General features: G+C 41.1%; 16 protein-coding genes, 1 tRNA gene and 1 other RNA gene. 10 read left to right on the top strand and 8 right to left on the bottom strand.

Features of this window, described 5'->3' with window-relative positions; translation table 11 throughout:
* Positions 1-16: 16 nt before the first annotated feature.
* From T530_RS0102870 to T530_RS0102880, 3 genes are read right to left on the bottom strand one after another with little or no spacing between them, the layout of a single operon-like run.
* Positions 17-2,473, bottom strand: coding sequence for a cytidylyltransferase domain-containing protein (locus T530_RS0102870; RefSeq protein ID WP_038073322.1), 2,457 nt, complete (start codon positions 2,471-2,473; stop codon positions 17-19).
* Positions 2,470-3,426 carry a hypothetical protein gene (locus T530_RS0102875; protein ID WP_027727722.1) on the bottom strand — a complete coding sequence of 319 codons (957 nt, stop codon included), beginning with the start codon at positions 3,424-3,426 and terminating at the stop codon, positions 2,470-2,472. Before T530_RS0102875 ends, T530_RS0102870 begins: the two co-directional genes overlap by 4 nt.
* On the bottom strand, positions 3,401-4,957 hold the full coding sequence (locus T530_RS0102880) for a spiro-SPASM protein (RefSeq protein WP_027727723.1): 1,557 nt from the start codon (positions 4,955-4,957) through the stop codon (positions 3,401-3,403). Before T530_RS0102880 ends, T530_RS0102875 begins: the two co-directional genes overlap by 26 nt.
* Positions 4,958-5,043: 86 nt before the next feature.
* Here T530_RS0102880 and xseA point away from each other — a divergent pair, with 86 nt between their 5' ends.
* Genes xseA through mutL form a run of 3 tightly spaced genes read left to right on the top strand, consistent with a single transcriptional unit; the run spans position 5,044 to position 8,462 of the window.
* Positions 5,044-6,279 carry an exodeoxyribonuclease VII large subunit gene (xseA, locus tag T530_RS0102885; RefSeq protein ID WP_051537777.1) on the top strand — a complete coding sequence of 412 codons (1,236 nt, stop codon included), beginning with the start codon at positions 5,044-5,046 and terminating at the stop codon, positions 6,277-6,279.
* 9 nt (positions 6,280-6,288) lie between these two features.
* The gene (gene xseB / locus T530_RS0102890) at positions 6,289-6,570 is read left to right on the top strand and encodes an exodeoxyribonuclease VII small subunit (RefSeq protein WP_027727725.1); all 282 of its coding nucleotides are present in this window, start codon (positions 6,289-6,291) and stop codon (positions 6,568-6,570) included.
* Positions 6,567-8,462 carry a DNA mismatch repair endonuclease MutL gene (gene mutL, locus T530_RS0102895; protein WP_027727726.1) on the top strand — a complete coding sequence of 632 codons (1,896 nt, stop codon included), beginning with the start codon at positions 6,567-6,569 and terminating at the stop codon, positions 8,460-8,462. The genes xseB and mutL overlap by 4 nt, the downstream gene beginning before the upstream one ends.
* Positions 8,463-8,468: 6 nt before the next feature.
* On the opposite strand, the gene T530_RS14595 is transcribed toward mutL, so the two are convergent.
* Entirely contained in the window at positions 8,469-9,434 is a 966-nt protein-coding gene (locus tag T530_RS14595) for a tetratricopeptide repeat protein (protein WP_051537779.1), read from the bottom strand.
* A 112-nt stretch (positions 9,435-9,546) separates the two neighbouring features.
* Between T530_RS14595 and T530_RS0102905 the strand changes: the two genes are divergently transcribed.
* The 6 genes from T530_RS0102905 to T530_RS0102930 all read left to right on the top strand — a co-directional run bounded on the left by T530_RS0102905 (position 9,547) and on the right by T530_RS0102930 (position 15,350).
* On the top strand, positions 9,547-10,908 hold the full coding sequence (locus T530_RS0102905) for a tetratricopeptide repeat protein (RefSeq protein ID WP_027727727.1): 1,362 nt from the start codon (positions 9,547-9,549) through the stop codon (positions 10,906-10,908).
* 12 nt (positions 10,909-10,920) lie between these two features.
* Positions 10,921-11,700, top strand: a complete 780-nt coding sequence (locus tag T530_RS0102910; protein ID WP_027727728.1) for a metallophosphoesterase — start codon at positions 10,921-10,923, stop codon at positions 11,698-11,700.
* Entirely contained in the window at positions 11,697-12,623 is a 927-nt protein-coding gene (locus T530_RS0102915; RefSeq protein WP_027727729.1) for a hypothetical protein, read from the top strand. Before T530_RS0102910 ends, T530_RS0102915 begins: the two co-directional genes overlap by 4 nt.
* Positions 12,624-12,736: 113 nt before the next feature.
* Positions 12,737-14,410 (top strand): GAF domain-containing SpoIIE family protein phosphatase, encoded by a 1,674-nt coding sequence (locus tag T530_RS0102920; RefSeq protein ID WP_027727730.1) that lies wholly within the window; start codon positions 12,737-12,739, stop codon positions 14,408-14,410.
* Between the two features lie 13 nt (positions 14,411-14,423).
* Positions 14,424-14,762 (top strand): anti-sigma factor antagonist, encoded by a 339-nt coding sequence (locus T530_RS0102925; RefSeq protein ID WP_009106444.1) that lies wholly within the window; start codon positions 14,424-14,426, stop codon positions 14,760-14,762.
* A 39-nt stretch (positions 14,763-14,801) separates the two neighbouring features.
* Positions 14,802-15,350, top strand: a complete 549-nt coding sequence (locus T530_RS0102930) for an ATP-binding protein (RefSeq protein ID WP_027727731.1) — start codon at positions 14,802-14,804, stop codon at positions 15,348-15,350.
* A gap of 263 nt (positions 15,351-15,613) precedes the next feature.
* On the opposite strand, the gene ssrA is transcribed toward T530_RS0102930, so the two are convergent.
* Together ssrA and T530_RS0102935 are read right to left on the bottom strand one after the other, a co-directional pair.
* Positions 15,614-15,979, bottom strand: a transfer-messenger RNA (tmRNA) gene (gene ssrA, locus T530_RS14950).
* Positions 15,980-16,033: 54 nt separating this feature from the next.
* Entirely contained in the window at positions 16,034-17,002 is a 969-nt protein-coding gene (locus T530_RS0102935) for an Hsp33 family molecular chaperone HslO (protein WP_027727732.1), read from the bottom strand.
* A 265-nt stretch (positions 17,003-17,267) separates the two neighbouring features.
* On the opposite strand from T530_RS0102935, the gene thrS reads away from it, so the two are divergent.
* Positions 17,268-19,022, top strand: coding sequence for a threonine--tRNA ligase (gene thrS / locus T530_RS0102940; protein WP_027727733.1), 1,755 nt, complete (start codon positions 17,268-17,270; stop codon positions 19,020-19,022).
* A 772-nt stretch (positions 19,023-19,794) separates the two neighbouring features.
* Here the strand turns inward: thrS and T530_RS0102950 are convergent.
* Positions 19,795-19,867 (bottom strand) — tRNA-Pro (locus T530_RS0102950).
* Between the two features lie 96 nt (positions 19,868-19,963).
* A complete protein-coding gene (mtaB, locus tag T530_RS0102955; protein ID WP_027727735.1) occupies positions 19,964-21,394 on the bottom strand; it encodes a tRNA (N(6)-L-threonylcarbamoyladenosine(37)-C(2))-methylthiotransferase MtaB in 1,431 nt (476 codons plus the stop codon).

Raw genomic sequence — 21,394 nt, forward strand, 5'->3', positions numbered from 1 at the left:
CCCTGATTCTTATATTCTACTTTTTCCGGCAATAGATTTCAAATGTATCGCCAAGTTTCAGCTTGCGGCTCTTAAAATCTGTAAGACGCCATAAAAGGCTGCCGGGTTTTGCTCCAGATTTTTTGATTTTTGCAAAACGCTCCGGATGATGACCGGTTGAAACAACCTTTACAACTTCAAATCCATATTTTTTAAGGATTTTTGCAGCCCTGGACGGTTCCCAGATTGTAAAATGATCTGCAGGACTGTTTTTGAAAAATGCCCCTGAATCAGTTTTTATGGAAACACCTTCGCCAGACGGAGTTGAAAAAGCAAAAATTCCGCCTTTTTTGGTAATTTCGCTCACTTTTTTTAATACAAAATCAAGATTATTAAAATGCTCGATAACGTACCACATGGTAACTATATCAAACTGAGAAATCCCGAACTCTTCTGCAATTTCAATCTGAGGAAACTGGGAAACAGTTGCAGGGAATTTCAATTCACGCTGAACATATTGAACAGCATCTACGCTGATATCAGTTCCAAAAGTATTGAGCCCGTGTTCGCTTGCGGCCTGCATAAAAGGCCCGTAGGCGCAGCCGATATCAAAGCAGTTTTTTTCTTTCAGGTTGCCTAAAAAAAGCATATTAATTACAGAAAGACGGCGTTTTCCCTGTTCTTTGATTGAATCAAAATCTTCCTGATAAGTTTTTCCGTACTGCTTTTTGTAATCTTCAAAGAAATATGATTTTGAATAATCGCTCTGACCGTCAGAAGAAAAGGACATATAAAGCATTCCGCAGGTCTGGCAGCGGCGGTAAGTGCGGCTGATATTTCTGGAAATTACCTTATCCGGGATAGCAGGAGCCTTCTGACAAACTGGACAGTTATAATGCTCCCCGCGGGAAAGCACTTTCAGGAATTCTCCAAGATTTTTTTCTTTAATATCAGTATTTTGGAACTTAGGATAAATATTTTTTGACTTCCATGCATCTTCGATTGATTTTTCAGAAATCTTTGAATCTGCAACATAGGCAAAGTTATATTTCTGGGCAAGATTTTTATGAAGCCTTGTAGTTGGAAGTAAAATTACGGCGCAGCCCGCAGACATGGCCTCAAAGGCAGTTAGGCCGTAGTGAGTGATAACCAAATCGTATTGAAAAAGCTGTTCTTTAAGATTTGGAACCGGCTTAATGATTTCAAGATTATTTACGCCCTCTGTATCAGGCGATGCAGATTTTTCTCCGCTGATGATTGCAGTGATTTTTGCATCTGAAAAATATTTTGCAGCAGAAATAGCCGCAGAAGTAGTCAGACCGGAAGGATCTTCTCCGCCAAGGCTGACTAAAACTTTTTTTACAAGGTTTCCAGCCAGGCCTTCTCTTTTATTCTGAGGCTTTTCCATAAAATCACTTTCAATAAGATTTGCCTCACGGTCAAGATTATATGAAGGAATAATATCCAGAAGGTAATCGCAGTAAGAAGTAAAATCAGAACCTTCATCAATGGAAATTAAAGCCCGGTTAGTCTTGATTCCTTCAAGCTGAGCCTGAGTCAGCTCAAAAGAATCTGTAACGATTACAGGACAATAAGTTTCATCCGGGAGAAAATCAATTATCTGAAAATCCTGCAAGCCCTGAGCCTTATACTGATTAACAAGGCTGTCAGTCTCTTCAAGAGTCTTATCGTGAGGAATATAGACAAAATAGTGATTTTTACTTGCCGCAGAAAGACAGCGGTGCAAGTGTCCTGTTCCGTGCCCTTTTGTAACGGAAGGAACTAAAACTACAGGAAATTTTACAAGGTCGCTGCAGGCCGCATGAACAATTTCTTCTGTTGAAAAAGGACCTTGTGACTTAAGGCTATTTACAATCTGGCAGGCCCGCAGAAAATCAGACGGAGTATCGATTGTTGTACGTAATTTAGGAAAATAAAAACGATTAGGAGCCTTAATAAATTCACACTTAAAGGTTTCCTTGTGATTGTAAAGTGCCGGCCCCACGTGCTCGTGGTCGTAAGGCTCTGAAGTAGGGCCTTCTGCTTTTAAAAGGGAGTCGGCATTAAAAATCTCAACTCCGCTTCCGTGTGGAAGTCCTGTCCAGGTAAGGTAATCACACTTCATTCCAGACTGATTTCTGTATTCAAAATCCTTTACAGACTCTTCAGCGGCTTCGTAAAACAAGAAAGGATTGTCAGCAGTTGCCCGTATTACGGTTTTACAGTCGATTGTGCGGAGTAAATCGCAGAAACGCTTTAATACATCATTCAAATCGCCTTTAAAGCATTCAAAATTATTCTGCTCGCAGATAGGCTTTATAGAATCGTAGGAATCAAAATCAGTTGCAACAAAATAGCGGTCTGCATTTACCTTTCTCATGGACTGAAGCACCCAGGCAAGGACAGGCTTCCCGCCCAGCATTTTAAGGGCTTTTTGAGGGAGTCTTGTGGATGAAAGGCGGCACTGAACTATAACTACCCTGTTTGTTTTCATAGGCTGCTCCAGTTTTCAATAAATTGAGTTAAATCCATCTTGAATTTGTATTTATTGCGCTCAACCCACTTTCTTGCATCATTAAACTGACGGCGCGCTTCAAGTAATCCGCAGGAAGAATGATTTTTAAATCCAAAGAAAGAAAGACGGCTTACATAAGCTGAATCATTCTTATATTTTGGAAGTTCATTTTTCAAATGATAGCGAAGGTAATCAAGATTTATTTCTTTTTCAACAAGAGGAATTTCATCGATATAAGAAAAATGAAGCATTGTTGTAAGGCGGGTCTGTTCGCCCCAGAGCCAGGAACGAAGGCCTAAATCAAGATTCTGCCAGTAAGGATTCTGAATTGTATAATCAAAACCGCCAAGATTTATAAACTTCTTTCTGTTATAAAGGGCAACAAAATCAAAAGGAAAGATTGTCTTAATGCCGTCAGTAACCGAGGCAATTCCTTCCACCGTAAAATGCTTTTTTTCAACCGAAGGAATAAATTGAACCGGAATACTGTTTTTGCCTGAATCTATAAGGCGGGGAACAACGCAGTAATAATTATCTTTAATAAGGCGTTCTGCCAGGTTTGGAAGGATGATTCCAGAAGGAATATAAAGATTATCCCTCAAAACAAGGACGTAATCTGCATCAACTTCACTCATGGCAAGGTTGATAAGCTCGCCGTCATTTGCCTTTTCAAGAGGAACTATAAACTTAATTGAGGGATATTTTTTTGCAACATCATCAATTGCAAAGTTCTTTGGGTCGTGTTCAACAGAAACTATAGAACGGAAGTTGCATTTCAAAAGGTTATCAAAAACATTTACCTTAAAATGACTTCCGCTTGAGTTCAAAAGAACTACAGAAATATTGAGGGTAGATTCCGAATTATTCTGATAGCCGCCGATTACAGTACGGTTTATTTCGTGTTCATTAAAAGTTAAAGGTATAGTATTCATCGCAAGCCCTGCAAATTTCACAATATTTCTTATTTATATGATCCAAAATCATCTGGTCTGATTTTTTCCAGATTTCTTCCAAAGACAGTTCAAAAACATTTCCAAGGTTATCTCCGCCGTGAGCCGCCATATTAGGACAGGCATAAACAGAACCATCAGCAAGAATTGTCATATCGCGGCGCAAATGCCAGCAGACATTACGTTCAACAGGACTCAGGTCGGCTGGTTTACAGGCCGGTAAAAGCCCCGAAAAATCGTTATATTTCTGGATTATGCAGTTTCCGCCGCTTGAATTTGTTTTTTCATTCCAGAAGCGGAAAAAGGCTTCCAGTTCTTCTTCGTTATGATTTGTGCGGGTAAACTGAGGATAAACCATTCCGGGAAATGCCCCGCAAAGTTTTTGGACAGCAGCCAGCGCCTTAGAAAAATCTGCCTCTGAGCCGCCATTCATTTTGGCGTAAACAGGGGCGCTTACGGCGTCAAGGCTCACAGCAAACATCAGCTTCTGATATCCGTTTGTGCTTTCTGCCGCTTTTTCATAAAGGGATTTCAAGCCGGCAATGACATCATCTGTCAAAGAAAGCGCAGAAGTTTCTATAAATAAAGAAAGTCCTTCGTATTTGAAAACTTCTCCTGCAATTTTCAAAAAGTCCTCATGCAAAAGAGGCTCTCCCGCAAAAGATAGGTTCAAAACTGCATTTTCCGAAAAATCACTGATTTTTTTGCAAAGGCTGGCAAAGTTTTCGAAACTCATCTTATCGCCGGCAGCAGGAAATTTAGGCTCGTAAAGAGGCTTTGTATCTCGCTGACCTGTAATCTGAATATTATAAAAGCCCGGCACAGTCTTAAGCGCGCTTACATTTTCTGAAGCGATTTTTGAAAGCTCTTCTGCATCAGCATCAGAAAGTCCGCCGTCAGTAAGAAGTCCTGCCTTGTCTGCAGCCTGGTAAAGCGCCTTACACTGCAAAAACTCGTCCTTATTTCCGCAGGCAAACTTAAGTCTTAAAAGGCGCCAGTCATTTTCAGAAAGTTCAGATTCCACCTCAAAACTGTTTATGTCAGTCTTCAAAAGATTCCAGATAGTCTCGCGGCAGACAGTCTTTGCCCCCTCTTCCGCCTGAGAAGTACGGGCCAGCTCTGCAAGGATTCCCAGTGCCCCGCAATCAATTACTTCCGGCGCAAAGCCATAAGGGAAACCGTCTGCAAAAGTATATTCACACTTATATTCAACATGGCTTGTAATAATTTTTTTTGTAAGTGCCGCGTTCAAAAAAGGCAAATCCGCGTAAGAGTAAATGACAAAGTCGGCATTCTTTTCTTTTGCAAGCTGATGAATTTTTGCCAGCAGCTGGCTTCCTGTTTTACAGCCGCCCTTTTTCACAAAAACCAAACCTACTGTATCAATGCCGGCTGGCAAAAATTGTGCCTTCTCAAAAAAGGCAGCGCACAATTCCCGCCCGCTTTTTTCGCCGAATGCTTTTTCTTCCTGATATTTATTTTCTTCGTCAAACAGAACAACTAATGCTTTCATAACTACCCGTTTAAAAAAATACTATTACTCTCCTAAAGTATCGGAATCTCATTGATAAAGTTAATAAAATTGATTAAATTCACCTCATGTACACTTCCATGCAGCCTGCATTTGTAAATGCAAACGGAGAAGAACAAGTTTTTTCGGTTTCGCAGATAAACTCTCTCATTTCAGAAATCCTTCAGCAGACTTTCCTAAACATTACGATAGAAGGAGAAATTTCCAATTACAAGCCCAGTGCTGCGGGGCACATTTACTTTACTTTAAAGGATGAAACTTCAGCTATCAGCGCGGTAATGTTCCGCGGGGCTGCTTACAAACTAGGCTTCCGTCCTAAAGACGGCGATAAAGTCCGCTGCACGGGAAGTATTTCGGTTTATTCTCCGCGGGGAACCTACCAGATTATCGTAAATAAAATGGAAATGGCAGGAAGCGGAAACATTCTTCAGCTTCTTGAAGAACGCAAAAAAAAGCTTGCCGCAGAAGGCTTATTCGACGAGGCCCGTAAAAAGCCTCTGCCATTTTTCCCGCGTACAATAGGAGTTGTTACAAGCCCTACAGGGGCTGCAATCCGGGATATTCTGCAGATTACAAAAAGACGAAATCCAGCAGTTAATGTAATTATACTGCCCGCAATTGTTCAGGGAGCTGAAGCAGCGCAAACAATCGTAAAAATGATTGAAATTGCAAACTTTTACCAGCTCTGCGATCTTCTTATTGTAGGACGAGGCGGCGGTTCTCTTGAAGACCTGTTGCCTTTCAGTGAAGAAAGCGTAGTAAGAGCCGTAGCAGCATCCCGTATTCCGACTATAAGCGCCGTGGGCCACGAGATAGACTGGGCACTCTGCGATTATGCCGCCGACAAACGCGCAGCCACACCAAGCGCCGCTGCCGAACTTGCAGTTCCCCTTATGGCAGATTTACAGATGCAGCTGGGCGCCTATAAAGACAACTTTTACAAAACTATCAAGCAGAAGGTTGAACATACAAAGCTTATGCTTAAAAGCTTTAATCCCGATTCCCTGGAAATCCGCTTCAGGACAATACAGCAGCCGCTTTTAAACCGTTTTGCAAATGCTAAGACTGCCCTAAGCCAGAATCTGAATGATAAAATAAGAAATTTACGCAATCAGATTCAGCAGCATAAGACTGTTTTGGAAAACGCCAGCCCGGAAACAATTTTTGCCCGCGGTTATTCCATGGTCGTTGATAAAGCGACCGGAAAGGTTGTACGGGACGCAAAAACTCTCAGCCTTAATTCAGAAATAGAAATTACACCGGCAAGCGGAAAAATTACCGCAGCCGTAACTAAAATAAACTAGAGGTAGAAAATGAACACTTTTGAAGAAAACCTTGAAAAACTTGAAAAACTCAGTAACGACATAAAAAGAAATGATATTTCACTGGAAGACGCCCTTAAGGATTTTGAAGAAGGAATCAAGCTTGCAGCAGGAATGGAAAAGGAGCTTGAAAAAATTGAAGGCAAAATCCAGATTCTGATGAACGAGCCTGTTCCAATGGAAAAAAATAATCCACCTCAGATGGAACTTTTTGACGGAGCTGATGAATTGACAGGAACAGCCGGCGCTCCTCAGGCAGGAACACGTCAATGAGTCTTGAACACCCTGTAAAAACGCTTAATGCCGAAGTTGCAAGAAAAATTGCAGCCGGTGAAGTTATTGACCGCCCAAATGCAATTATCCGTGAGCTTATAGATAATGCAATCGACTCTGGCGCAAAAAACATTACCGTAGAAATCTCTGGCGGAGGTATAGAAAAAATCCGCATTGTTGATGACGGCTGCGGAATGACAAGAGACGATTTACAGAACTGTGCCCGTCCTCACGCAACAAGTAAAATTGCCACAGAAGTTGATTTAATGAATTTAACGACCCTGGGCTTCCGAGGAGAGGCCCTGGCTTCCATTGCGGCAGTTTCCCGCCTCAGCATAACTTCCGGCGGATTTAAAATGCGGGCAAGCATTACAGAAGACCATATTATTGAGCCTGCGCCACCGGTAGAAGGAACTATCGTACAGGCGGAAGGACTTTTTGAAAATTTCCCGGCCCGCCGCCAGTTTTTAAAGCGCCCTGCAACAGAAGGAATGATGTGTAAAAATACCTTTATAGAAAAAGCCCTCTGCAAAACTGATATTTCTTTCCGCTTTATTCAGGACGGAGAAATTAAAATAGATTTACCTGCCGGACAGACTCAAAAAGAGCGCTTTGTATTTGCTAACAGCTATTCAGAAGACCTTGCACTCTTTAATCAGATAGAAAATACTTCAAGCCATTTTACAGATGAAAATCCAGACTGGAAGTTTACTGTAATAATCGGGGAACCTGCTGTAAGCCGTTCCAACAAAAAAGATATTTTTATTTACGTAAACGGACGGCGCATTCAGGAATATTCTCTTGTTCAGGCCATTGAATACGGCGGACAGGGATACTTTCCTAACGGCACATACCCGGTGGCCGCTGCCTTTATAGACGTGGCGCCAAGCCTTGTGGATTTTAATATCCATCCGGCAAAAAAAGAAGCCCGCTTTTACGATATTTCAGATTTGCATCACGGACTGAGCTCTACAATTAAGGCCTTTTTCCTTAAGTACACTCAGGCAAATTTTGCAGAAGATAAGCCGACAGATTTTGTAAGGGAATTAAGCTTTGGAGAAAGCACTATTTCTGAGACAAAGCCAAGCTACGAGAATCATATTTCATATAAAAATTATTCGCATACAGGTGCAGGTTCTGGAACAAGTTCCGGTGTAAGTTCCGGAGTTGATTTCAGATCCAGACTTTTAGGAGGCGGCTCTCAGACTCATACAAGTTCTTCTCAGAGCCTGGCAGGAGGCGCTTTCAAAACCTCTTCGCTTGCCGAACAGGCGCTTTCAATTTCTGAAGGCAGAAATACGTCGGAAGAGAGCCTAATCCCCCGGCCTGACGCGTCAGCGGCAGCTTCATCAAAAATCAAATTCATAGGCTCCTGCCTTGGCACTTTCCTGCTTGTTGAAAAAAACTCTACGCTTTATTTTATTGACCAGCACGCGGTTCACGAGCGCATTCTTTTTGACAAGCTTATGAATAATCAGGGAAAATCGCAGCCGCTTTTGATTCCTTACAAAATTAAAACCGACTCCAAAAGTCAGGATAACCAGCTGGAAAAACTTAAGGATGCCCTTACTTCAATTGGCTTTACCACAAAAAAAATTCAGGACGGAGAATGGGAAATTACTTCGATTCCGGAGCGATGGACCGGTACGGAATACGATCTTCGCACCCTGCTTTTTGTAAAGCACGTTGAACCTAAGGAAATTATCCGCTCGATTGCGGCAATGACAGCCTGTAAGGCGGCCGTAAAGGACGGTTATGTTTTAGATGACCAGACGGCAGCGGAACTGGCAGAAAAGGCTTTTACGCTGGAAGACCCTCACTGCCCGCACGGACGACCGATTTACACGACAATCACACGCGAGCAGCTTTTTGCCCTGGTAAAGAGAACTTAACTTTGACTACTCTGTGACAAGTTCCGGAAGGATTTCAGGCTCGTTTTTTACTTCAGGTTCCGGGGCATTTTGTGTATCATACTTCTGGAAGCGCTCTTCACTTTCACGAAGTTCAAGAAGGCGTCTTTCTTCCCGGCGGGTTTCTTCAAGCTTTCTCTGGCGTTCTTCTTCGGCAAGGCGGCCTTCTTCAAGAATCACGGCATCTTCAACAAGCATTTTTTTCTGAGAGTCTGAAAGTTTTTCGCCAGTCTGCTCTGAAATATTGTCAGGGGCTCCGAAGTTTTCATCAAAATAGATTTCAGAAAGCTCTTCATCTGTGTTATAAAAATCAGGATTATCTTCGACAAGTTCGTCCCAGTCGCCGTTTTCATAAAAATCAGGATTTTCTGAATATTCTTCTGTGAGCTGTCTCTGGGCTGCAGCCTCGGCATCAAGCCTTCTCTGTTCTTCTTTTAACAGGCCTATCAGCTTGATGATTTTTACTCTCTGAGGATTTTTAGGGTCAAGCTTGAGGAAGTTTGTATAATCAGAAATTGCTTCAATGTAGCGTTTAAGATGAAGATAGCTGTTGGCGCGGTTTAAGAAGGCGCGGGAAAATTTCTTATCCTGCTCAATTGAAAAAGTAAAGCATTTTGCGGCGTTATTGTAATCTTTGAGGGCAAAATAAGAGTTTCCCATATTGTATTGAATTATTGTTTTATTTGTTGAAGGACTTTTCATCGCATTTTCAAAAACTTCAATAGCTTTTTTATGCTCGCCCACCTGAGAATATGCAAGTCCCAGGTAATTATAAACGTCGGCGCTGGCCTTTCCTGTCGCTACCTCGGCTTCAAGAAGTGGAATTGATTCTTTGAATTTATTCTGAGTAAAAAGAAGTACGCCTTCTGAAAATCCAAAAAGACTGGCTGTCCCGGTAAGAAAGAAAAAAAACAAAAAAAATGAACAAGTCAACAAATTGTATTTATTTCTCATAGTTTTTCCCAATATAAAGTTTGACATCAAAAAACAAATAATTTAATCTATTTATATCTGTTTATCGAAAGATTTTACACACTTTTTAAGATAATCTTGGAGAAACCTTAACGTGACTGTTGTAATTCTTATTGTTATTTTACTCCTCGTAGTAGGTGGACTTGGTATTGTTGTTGCAAAAAGTATCATGGCGCCCCACAAGCTTGATAATGTACCGCGCCTTTTGCGTCAGGGAAAAACTCAAACAGCAATCAAAATGTGTAAGCAGATTGTTTCAAAGGAACCTAAAAACTTCCAGGCTCACTATTATCTTGGAAAGGCTTACTTAAAGGAAAACAGAACTGAGCTTGCCCTCATGGAATATAAAACCGTAAATGACAACGCTTTGTTCGGAGAAGGCATTGAAGAGCTTCCATTCCGTAAGGAATATGCTCAGATTTTATTGCAGCACAACCAGCAGAATGATGCCCTGCAGAACTTCCTTCTTCTTACAAAAATGGAACCTAATAATGCCGAAAACTTTTTCCAGGCAGGACGTATTTACGAACTTCAGAACCGCTATGATATTGCCCTCGGCTTTATGCAGAAGGCTGCCATGCTTGATAAAAAGCACGCAAAGGCTCATGCAGAAATCGGCCTTATGATGTACCGCACAAAGCAGTATGAAGGCGCAAAAAAGGAAATTGATATTGCCATTAAATTGAGCCCTGAAACATATTCTTCTTACTATTATTTGGGAAAAATTCTTAAAGACCAGAAGGATTTGAACTCGGCAATTAAGGCTTTTGAAAAAGCTCAGAGAGACCCGGAAGTAAGGCAGAAGGCGCTTATTGAACACGGTTCCTGCTTTATGGTTGCAAACCGCTACGACAATGCCGCCATGGATTTTCAGCGCGCAATTGACCTTGATAAAAACAATTCTAATCCTGAAACTTTGTTTGCCCGCTACTTCTTAGGTCTCTGCTACGAAAAATCTCGTAAAATTGATGACGCCATTAAACAGTGGGAGGAAATTTACAAGCGTAATAAAAACTTCCGCGACGTTGCTTCAAAACTTCAGGAATACAAGGATTTGCAGGCAAACGACTATCTTAAAGACTACCTTACCTGTTCAAATGATGAATTCCCTGAAATCTGCAAAAACACTGCAGAAAAAGGCCTTAATATGCAGGTTCTTACCTGTGACCTTAAAAAATGGGGCTGCCAGATTACAGGCGTTGCAAAAGGTGATGATTCCTGGATGAACGTGCGAAAGCAGGTTATCCTTATCCGCTTTTTCAGAAATCCAGAGCCTATTGAAGATGCCCCAGTCCGCGAGGCTGTGGAACTTCTAAAGACCATGAACGCCGTTAAAGCCTTTATGTTCTCAAGTTCAAGCTTTACCCAGGCAGCAAAGCACTTTGCAGAAAACCGCCCTGTTGAACTTGTTGAAAAACAGAAGCTTGAAGCCGTTCTTTCTAAGGCAGGCTCATAAAAGTCTTTCAAAATGAAAATCTTATGCCTTTCAGATTATGTCGATCCTCTCATTTATAATCCAAACGTAAAAAATGTCTTTCCGGACATTGATATGGTTCTTTGTGCCGGCGACCTTCCTATGGATTATATTGATTTCATCGTTACAGTATTAAACAAGCCGACCTACTTTGTTTTTGGAAATCATAATCTTAAGGAACTGCGTTTTTACGAAAAAAATCCGGCTCACCTGCCGCTCAATCAAAATTCAGCGCCAAGACAGTTTATCCGCCCGGATGCTCCAACCCATGGGGCAATTTACGCAGGCTTTAAATGTCTTGAAAATAAGAATCTTTCTTACATTGACCCGAAAACCGGAAATAAAACACCGCTTCTAATCGCAGGAATTTCAGGAACCTGCAAATACAATAACGGGGTCTGCCAGTATACAGACCGAGAAATGAAGCACCTTTTGAAAAAGCTTTATCCGCGTCTATTATGGAATAAAATCCGTTACGGACGCTACCTGGATATATTTTTAACCCATGCAACTCCTCGCCATATACATGACCATGAAGACCCCTGCCACATCGGCTTTGACAGCTTTAACTGGTTTTTGCAGAAATTCAAGCCAAGCCTTATGATTCACGGCCACATTCATCTTTATGATATGCGCGAAGAAAGAATTGGAACTTATTATGAAACAAAAATCATAAATGCCTATGCCCATTGCATAGTAGAATTTCCGGACACTTCCGACATAAAGTCGGAAAATGTATCTCAGGAACTTGCAAAAGAGGATTTACAAAAATGAGTATGACAACAGCACAGACAGAAGAAGATTTTTCAAGAGCTCACAACAAGGCTTTTTTTAATGAAATACAGCATTTTTTAAGCCCGGAAGAAGCGCGTCTTCTTTCATTAAATGATGTAAAGCAGCTGATAAAACCAAAAAACGAAACTTATATCGGAATGCAGACAATTGCAGTAGATAAGGTAGTTGGAAGCGAAGGCCGTTACAACGATTTTGACAACCGCTTCTTCCCAAAAAACTCACATCTTAGAAACCGCTGGCAGCATGTTGATGAAGCAGCTATCAATTCTGTAGTTCTTCCCCCGATTAAAGTTTATGAACTTGCAGGACTTTATTTTGTCCGCGACGGAAATCATCGTGTTTCAGTTGCAAAAGCAAGGGGAACTGAATTTATCGATGCAGAAGTAGTTTCCCTGCAGAGTGAGGTTGTCCTCAAGCGTCCCAACAACCTAAAGGACGTAATCCGCCAGATTATCAACTATGAAAAGCGTTCTTTTTATGCAGAAACTGGCTTTGGCGACATTACTGACTACTGGTGCCTGGATTTTTCTACAACCGGTTCTTACGACGTTATCTACAATCATATTTTAACTCACAAATACTACCTAAACCTTCATAAAACAGAAGAAGTTTCTATGGAAGCTGCAATAACTTCCTGGTTTGAGACAGTTTACTATCCTTTTGTCGTTACGATTCAAAAGAAGAAACTTATGAAGCATTTCAAAAAGCAGACAATTTCTGACCTTTATGTCTGGATTGTCCGCTACTGGGATGATTTGAAATCAAAATTTGGTGATGAAAATATTTCTATCGACAGGGCCGTAACAGATTTCTACAAGATGAATAAAATTCCTCTGATAAGAAAGATTAAAAATAAAACAATAGGCTTTATTTTAAGGAAAAAAATTCAGCAGACCGAATAAAACAGGGCATAAAATGGCTTAAAGGCGGCGCTAAAAAAACTTGACGGCAGAAAACTTCAAGATTATAATTTAATTTGTATTATAAGGTATAATATAAAGGGAGATAAAAAACTTTGACTTCTATTGATTCATTCATCAGTGTTCCACTATTTGCATCTGCAATCTTCGGATTGTTTATCCTTCTCTCATTAGTTACTTTAAAAATCAAAGGTAAAACAAAACCAAGTTTTATTTTTTATATCACTCTTGTGGTTCTTGCTTTAGGCGCTGTCTATTCTGCCATTTCAAAAAAGAGCATTTTCTTTGTTTTTTCAGTTATTCTTGCAGAATTTCTTGTTGAAACATTCATCCTCTTTAAGTCATTTGATAATCCAGAAAAGCAGGAAGCCAAAAGACTTGCAAAAGCTGCTTCTGAGGCCAGCCATTCAGGCGATCAGGATTCGGTTTCAACCGCAGTTATAAAAGAACTGGAAGAAAAACATAAAAGAACCCTTCAGGTTCACAACGATTTTGTAAATAAGGTTTCTACTTTCTTTTCAAGCGACAACAGTATGGAAAACTTCCTTGAATACTGTAACGGTGTTTTAAGGGAAAAGGTTTCTGCAGACGGTTGTATTATCCTTATTGCTGATGATTATGATCAGGTGCTTGCAGTTAAATCATTTGTGGGATCTTTTCCTCCTCCATATAAATTGCCTGATGATTTGCCTCATAAGCCGCTCAGAGTTGAAACAAACCTTCGCTTTGCCCAGTTCCAGTTGAACGGCAATATTTTTGGTGATATTTTCAAAGAAGGAAAACCTGTTCTTATTGAAGATTCAGTAAAGGATCCTCGTGTATATCAGAATGGTCCGGAAGACTTCTTGAAGACAGGAAGCTATATTTTTGCACCAATCCGTGAGGAAGAAAATGTTGTAGGACTTATCGGTCTTGCAAAGAATCCGGGTGATTCAAAGTTCTCTAAAGACGATCTTGAAAAAGTTGTAGACCTTGCAGATGCAATTTCTATGACAATGAATCCTCTTTACAGTTTCCTTGCTTATGCAGAAAAGACTGAATTAAACAAGGGCGGAAGCATTGCTTCTAAATATCAGAAGGACCTTCTTCCACAGAAACTTCCAGTTATTGGAAAAACTTCAATCGGATGTTTCTCAAATCAGGCAGAAGGTGTCTGCGGTGACTACTACGATATTCTTGCTTCCCGCAAAGATAAGGTTTCATTTATTATGGCCGACGTTGCAGGAAAAGGTATGAATTCACTTATCGTAATGATTATGATTCGCGCAATTCTTCGTCTTGCTGTCAATACAGCCCAGTCTGCATCAACAATTATGACCTGGGCAAACAGAGGAATCTGTGGCGATACTTCTAAAATTGACCATTTTGCCAGTGTTGCCCTTATTAATTACAATGCAACAACAAAAGAAGCAGAGATTTCTACCTGCGGAAACAATCCGGTTTTCCTCTTCTCTGCAAAAGATAAGACCATTAAACAGATTTCAACACCAAGTGAACCGCTGGGTGTTACAAAAGAAACTGTTTTTGAAGATATTAAATTGACATTATGTTCTGGAGACATCTTGGCAGCTTGTACCGATGGTTTGCTTGAATCATTGAATGAAAATGGTGTACAATACTCTTCAAGTAGTTTGTCTAGAATTATAATAAAGAATTGCAATGCAAGTGCTAAGGAAATTTCAAACAAGGTGAAGGATGATTTGAAAAAATTCTGTGGCGTTGCACAGCAATATGATGACCAAAGCCTTCTGGTTATAAAAATACAATAGAAAGGAGCTTCTAATGGAACTGAAGATACGTAAAAATGGTGATGTTTACATTATTGATGTAACCGGGGAAATGGATCTTTACAACTCTTACAAACTAAAAGAGCTTGTAATGAAAATGTTGGAGAAGAACGTTAAAAATTTTGTAATCAACCTTGAACAGGTAGACTACATCGACTCGTCTGGAATCGGTGCATTGATTTACATCTGTTCTACAATTAAAAAGATGAACCTTAACCTTGCGATTGCTAATATCCATGGTTCGGTTAAGAAAGTAATTGAACTTACTAAACTTATGGGCTACTTCCCGATTGCTAACAGCATCGATGAAGCGCTTTTGATGGTTAAAGAGTAATCAATACTTTCACGTCAACATCGTTTTTTGAGGTATAAAATGCAGGAATTTAAAGAGCTTAGATCGGATGAGAATGACCCTTTGTTTGATAAAACAAATATGCTTAAAAAGGAGTTTCCATCTGATTTCAGACAGATCAGATATTTTACTCTTTTAATTGTGCAGTCAGCACCAACAGAAATTAAAGAGTTGAACCTTCTTGAACAGCAGATTAGTGAAGTTATTAAGAATGCCGTTAAACATGGTAATCACTGTGATATTAACAAGAAAGTTACAGTATGGTATTCATTCAGCCCTACTCACGCTCACATTATCGTTCAGGATGAAGGAGAAGGTTTCAAAGATCTGGACAAATGGAACGATTTTAACAGAAAGCGTCTTGAATGCCTTCATAACAATGATTTTATGCAGCTTGCTGATTACGTATCTTTCAAAACTAAAGAATCAGACAGCCAGGACGGCGGTAACGCTTTGTTCGCAGCATTGGAATACTGGAACGGCGGCTTTGTTTACAACGGAAAGAAAAATGCCGTAGCAATGCTTAAGAAATTCCAGCAGAAGTTCCGCACAAGTCACGACGGCGAGTAAACTAAGATACATTTATGCATAAAAAAGACTTCAGATTAATCTGAAGTCTTTTTTTATACTCTTTATTGGAGATGGGGGGAATTGAACCGGGTTCCGCACCAAAACATCCTGTTTTGGCACTCCACCCCATCTACAGTCGCTTTCGGTGCCATCCATGGCACCTTTTCCTCCCTATTCGGTCGGCGCTCATTTCGCGGGGTTCAATTCCCCCTAAAAAAATCATTTAAAATAAAAAAACTCTCGCTTTATTTACGAGAGTTTCTTTGGAGATGGGGGGAATTGAACCCCCGTCCGAAAAGGTAAACCAGGTGCCTCTACAAGTTTAGTTATGCGAGGTGGTTGTCGGGAGCCGGTAGCAGCATAACAAGCGTCGCCTCCGTATTCTGATTAAATGTCCTTCCTAAATACCAGAAACTTTAAGAAGCAAGTCCCGATGGGTAAAAGACGGGCCGGCAACGCGGAACAGAGCCGCCGGGGTCCTGCAAGGCAAACTAAGCTGCCATTGCGAACTGTTCTTCGTTAGAATCTTCTTCTTTACGTTTTGCAGTTATTTTCTTGTCAGTTTAAGGAACCTTCACTCCTACTTGCAACACAAGATTTCGCGATTCCGTCGAAACCGGTGCACCCCCAAGTAGTATTAAATATAAGCACAAAATCAAAAAGCGTCAACCAAAAATATCAGCTTAAATATCAGAAAGAGGGAATCTGTAAACACTTCCGCAGTTACGGCAGACAATTTCTACAGGATCAAGGCCGTCTTTCTTCATAGCTTCTTTTTCCTTGGCAGGAAGATTTTTTAGGTAATTCAGATAGATTTCTTCATTACACTTACAGTCAAAAATAATATCGCGCTCAAGCGTAATAGTCGGACTGAATTCGCGGAAGAGGCCTAAAATAATATCTTCTGAATCAACAGTTTTTTCGCTGTAAAGCTGGCCAAGAGAAGGACATGCAGTAAAAGCATTTTCCACACGGCGGATTAAATCCTCTTCATCTGCATCTTCTTCCTGATGACTGTCAACCTGGGAACCAATCACCTTTGTACCGCCTGTTTTCGGCATAACCTGAAGGTACATGGAACCGGCACCGATTACCCTTCCCTGCTTATCAAACTGAACGCTTGTATTAAAGGCAGTTTTAAGCTGTTCAGACTGACTGAAATACCAGGCAAAATCCTTTGCGATATTTGCATCGTCTACATCAACCGTACTCTGCTGAGGATACTTATCATCCGGGTGAACTCGGCTGAAAGTAAGGTTACCAACGCCCAAAAACTCTTTCAAATCCCAGTTTTCAAGCGGCTTTGTAACAGGAATATGTTCGTTATAAAGATAGCCTCGTACATATCCGGTAGAATCAGCTTCCAGGGAATAACCTTCCGCACTGCCGGTTCCTTCATATTTAATGACAGTATGCTCTCGATCCTTCATCATTGGAATGATAAGGGCAGCACAAAGACCTGCCTGCCCTAAAATCATAGTTTCAAGAATACCAAGATTATGCTGAGCCCTGAGCTGATTTACAAAACGGCTTCCATGAAAAAGGGCTCCTCGCACACGACCGTCTGCCATTGTAAAAATACGGAGTTTATCAGCTTCCAGTGAATCCAAATGCTCTCTCAGTTCTTTATCTTTAATTTCTGCTTTAATCATAAAAGATATAATAGTGAATTTAGTAAGATTATAACAGAGGAAGGAAAAAATGACGCGAAGAAGCATAGCACAGGACGAAAACATTCTGTTTGCGGAGCGTCGCGATAGCGGCGCATTTATAGTTTCTTAACCGCAAACAGCATGTAGCACATTATTGCGCGGTTTCGTACTGGGCTATGCGACCGGAAGTCATTTTTTTATTCTCGATTGATAAACAATCCTAAAAACACTAGAATATTAATATTATATTTTTAGAGGTATTACTATGGCAGTTGATGAAAAACTACAGACTGTGCGTCACTCATGTGCGCATGTGATGGCAGAAGCTATTCTGAAACTGTTCCCTGGCACAAAGATTGCAATTGGACCTGCTATTGAGAACGGTTTTTACTACGATTTTGAATTCCCAACCGAAACCAAATTCACCGAAACCGATTTCACCACCGTTGAAAAAGAAATGCGCCGCATTATTGCAGGTAACCATGATTTTGTACGCAAAGAAATCTCAAAAGATGAAGGCTTGAAGCTTTTTGCAGACCAGCCTTATAAAATTGAACTGATTAAGGATTTGCCGGAAGGCGAAACAATCACAACTTACGAGCAGGACGGCTACCTTGACCTTTGCCGCGGCCCTCACGTTGCAAATACAAAAGAAATCAATGGACAGGCTTTCAAGCTTACAAAAATTGCAGGCGCTTACTGGCGCGGTGACTCTAACAACAAGATGCTTACCCGCGTTTATGCTGTATGTTTTGCAAAACCAAATGACTTGAAAGACTATCTTAAAATGATGGAAGAAGCTGAAAAACGTGACCACCGTAAGCTTGGTGTTCAGATGGACCTCTTCCACCTTGATCCAGAGGATCCAGGTCAGATTTTCTGGCACCCTAATGGATGGACGATCTATACTGCAATGCAGGACTATATGAGAAAGATGGTTCGCCGCGACGGATATCAGGAAGTTAATACACCTGCTATCATGCCACGTACTTTGTGGGAACGTTCAGGTCACTGGGGACACTACCAGCAGAATATGTTCATCACAGAAAGTGAAAAACGTCTTTTTGCCATTAAGCCTATGAACTGTCCTGGTGCCCTTGAGATTTTTAAGAGCCGTCAGCGCTCATACAAAGACCTTCCTTTGCGCCTTGCAGAGTTTGGCCACGATGTTCGTAACGAACCAAGCGGAACCTTGCACGGAATCATGCGTGTACGCGGTTTTGTTCAGGACGATGCTCATATCCTTTGTACAGAGGAACAGATTGGTTCCGAAGTTGCAAAATTCTGTAAGCTTTTGAAACAGGTTTACCATGACTTTGGTTTTAATGACCTTGTAGTAAAATTCTCTACAATGCCTGAAGACCATGTAGGTGACCTTGCAACATGGGAAAGAGCAGAAAAAGCCCTTGCAGACGCTTGTACAGAAGCTGGACTTACTTATGAAATTCAGCCTGGTGAAGGTGCTTTCTACGGTCCAAAGCTTGAGTTTAAACTTTATGACTGCATTGGTCGTGAATGGCAGTGCGGTACAATCCAGGTAGACTATCAGCTTCCAAGTGCAGAACGCCTTGATGCAACATACATTGGAGCAGACAACCAGAAGCACCACCCTGTTATGCTTCACCGCGCTATCCTTGGTTCTTTTGAACGCTTCTTAGGTATTTTGATTGAAAACTTTGCAGGTGCATTCCCAACATGGCTTGCATTTGAGCAGGTTGCCGTTGTTCCTGTAAGTTCAGAATTCAATGATTATGCTCAGGAAGTTTCAAACAAACTTGATGATCTTGGTTTCCGTGTAAAAGCCTACACAGACGAAGAGAACATGAAGAGCAAGATTAAGACAATTTCTACTGAACACAGAACACCTTATATTCTTGTTGTTGGCCAGAAAGAAAAGGACGAAAACAGCGTATGCGTTCGCTACCGCTTCTCTTCAGGCAAGCAGCAGCAGACAATGAAGGTTGATGACTTTATCGCTTACATCACAAAGAATGTAGCAGATAAGTCTGTAGAGATTTAGTCAAAGCTGATTAAATGGAAAAAGGCACTTGCGTAATGTGAGTGCCTTTTTTTATTTAAGGGCAAGAGGGATTTACCTACTTTCGGCTCTGAGCGAGACTTGCGAGCGAAGACGACATCCGCTGGATGTCGGGGGTTAATACAGATTTCGGGCAAAAAAAAAGCTCTCTTTTTCAGAGAGCTTCTATCGGGCAAGAGGGATTTGGCGTTACAGTCGCAAACATCCTGTTTGCTCCTTCCACGCCGTCTACGTTCGCTGTCGCTGCCATCCATGGCAGCTTTTCGCCTGTCGGCGCGCTCACTCCGCTTCAAATCCCTTTCTAGTTCTAAAAAAATAAATTTAAAATAAAAAAGCTTCCGTAGTTCTCTACAGAAGCTTTTTAGTCGGGCAAGAGGGATTTGAACCTGCCGATAATAGCAAATCCGTTAAAAAAAATTGTGCAACAGCGCAATTTTTTAGGATTTACCTACTTTCGGCTCTGAGCGAGACTTGCGAGCGAAGACGACATCAGTTGGATGTCGGGGGTTAATACAGATTTCGGGCAAAAAAAAACTCTCTTTTTCAGAGAGCTTCTATCGGGCAAGAGGGATTTGGCGTTACAGTCGCAAACATCCTGTTTGCTCCTTCCACGCCGTCTACGTTCGCTGTCGCTACCATCCATGGCAGCTTTTCGCCTGTCGGCGCGCTCACTCCGCTTCAAATCCCTTTCTAGTTCTAAAAAAATAAATTTAAAATAAAAAAGCTTCCGTAGTTATCTACAGAAGCTTTTTAGTCGGGCAAGAGGGATTTGAACCCCCGACATCCTGGTCCCAAACCAGACGCGCTACCAGCTGCGCTATTGCCCGTTGCGTGATTTATAATATATACTAAACGCAAAACTTAATCAATAGCTAAAAGTAGAATTTTGCAAAATTTTTGCATTTTTTTTCAAAATATTTTGCTTAATTTACTAGCTCTGCAAGGGCCTCTATCTCTCCACCTTTAAGAATACGCTCTGGAAGAACCTTTATAATGCGCAGGCGAACAGATTTATTAACAGTTAGAGGCACATCAGTTTTTATCTCGCAGTGAATAAAATTTTCTGTTACGGCATGGTAAATCATTGTTGCAGACTTTCCGCTCAAGGCAAGAGGACGACGTACTGTTTCTAAAATTGCAGTCACTTCCTTACCTGCAAAGTGATTTACATAATCAATCTTACTCTTTATGGCAAAGTCAGTAATCTTTTTTGCACGCTCTCCGCTAAGGCTCTGAGGCACTTTTGGCTTCATAATAGCGGCTGGAGTTCCAGGGCGTTCTGAATATGGAAAGGCATGAATCCATGCAAAAGCACATTTTTGGCACAAATCCATAGTCTGTTCAAAATCAGCATCACTTTCACCAGGGAAGCCTGTAATTATGTCGCAGGCAAGGAAAGGAGATTCTTTTGCAGCCTTAAGCTTATTGCAGGCATTCAGCACGTCTTCTGCCTTGTATACGCGGTTCATACGCTGTAAAACGGCATTACTTCCGCTCTGTACAGAAATGTGAAAATGAGGCCTTACACGTGGATTTTTAATTACACGGCAGAATTCATCATCAACAACTTCAGGATAAAGACTGGAGATTCTAAAGGCAATTTTTTTAGTATTCTGCAAAAGAAAATCCAGTAAGCGGGTAAAATTATATACCTTGCCTTCATATTCAGAGCGATACTGGCCAATATTTACAGTTGTGATTACAACTTCATCATTTCCCTTGTTTTCAAGCTCCAGAACGCGTTCCAGAGCCGTTTCTACGGGTATAGATACGCTGTGGCCGCGTGCAATATGAATTGCGCAGTAGGAACAGTTATTATTGCAGCCATCCTGAATCTTAAGCGATGCCCGGGAATGAGAAATAAAGGAGGTTGTAGAAAGTGTAAAGGATTTTTCCGGAAAGCCCTGTTTCTCTGCAGCTTCAGCAGAAAGCTTTGTATTTATAATCTTTGCAAAAGCCGTGGCATCAAAATCAGAGCCGGAAGTATTTTCTTTAAGCAGGGCCGGAACAGCAGCAATACGGCTTTTAATCTGTCCGCCAAGAACCGCAATACGGGCATCCATCGCCTTAATTTCTTCAGGAGAAAGCTGGGCATAGCAGCCAGTAACTATCACACAGGCGCGAGGATATTTTTTCAGCAAAAGACGGATAATTCTTCTTGCCTTTTGTTCTGCTTTCTGGGTAACTGTACATGTATTTAAAATGCATAAAAGCGTTGCAAAATCTTCTTCAGTCTGATTTGTAACGCCCTTCATATCTACGGTATATCCCGCATCTATAAAAAATCTTGCCGCCGCCTCACTTTCAATCTGATTAAGCCGGCAGCCTAATGTTTCTATTCTTATTTCTGTCAC

This window comes from Treponema sp. C6A8, assembly GCF_000619925.1.
In the GTDB taxonomy this organism is placed as follows: Bacteria; Spirochaetota; Spirochaetia; order Treponematales; family Treponemataceae; genus Treponema_D.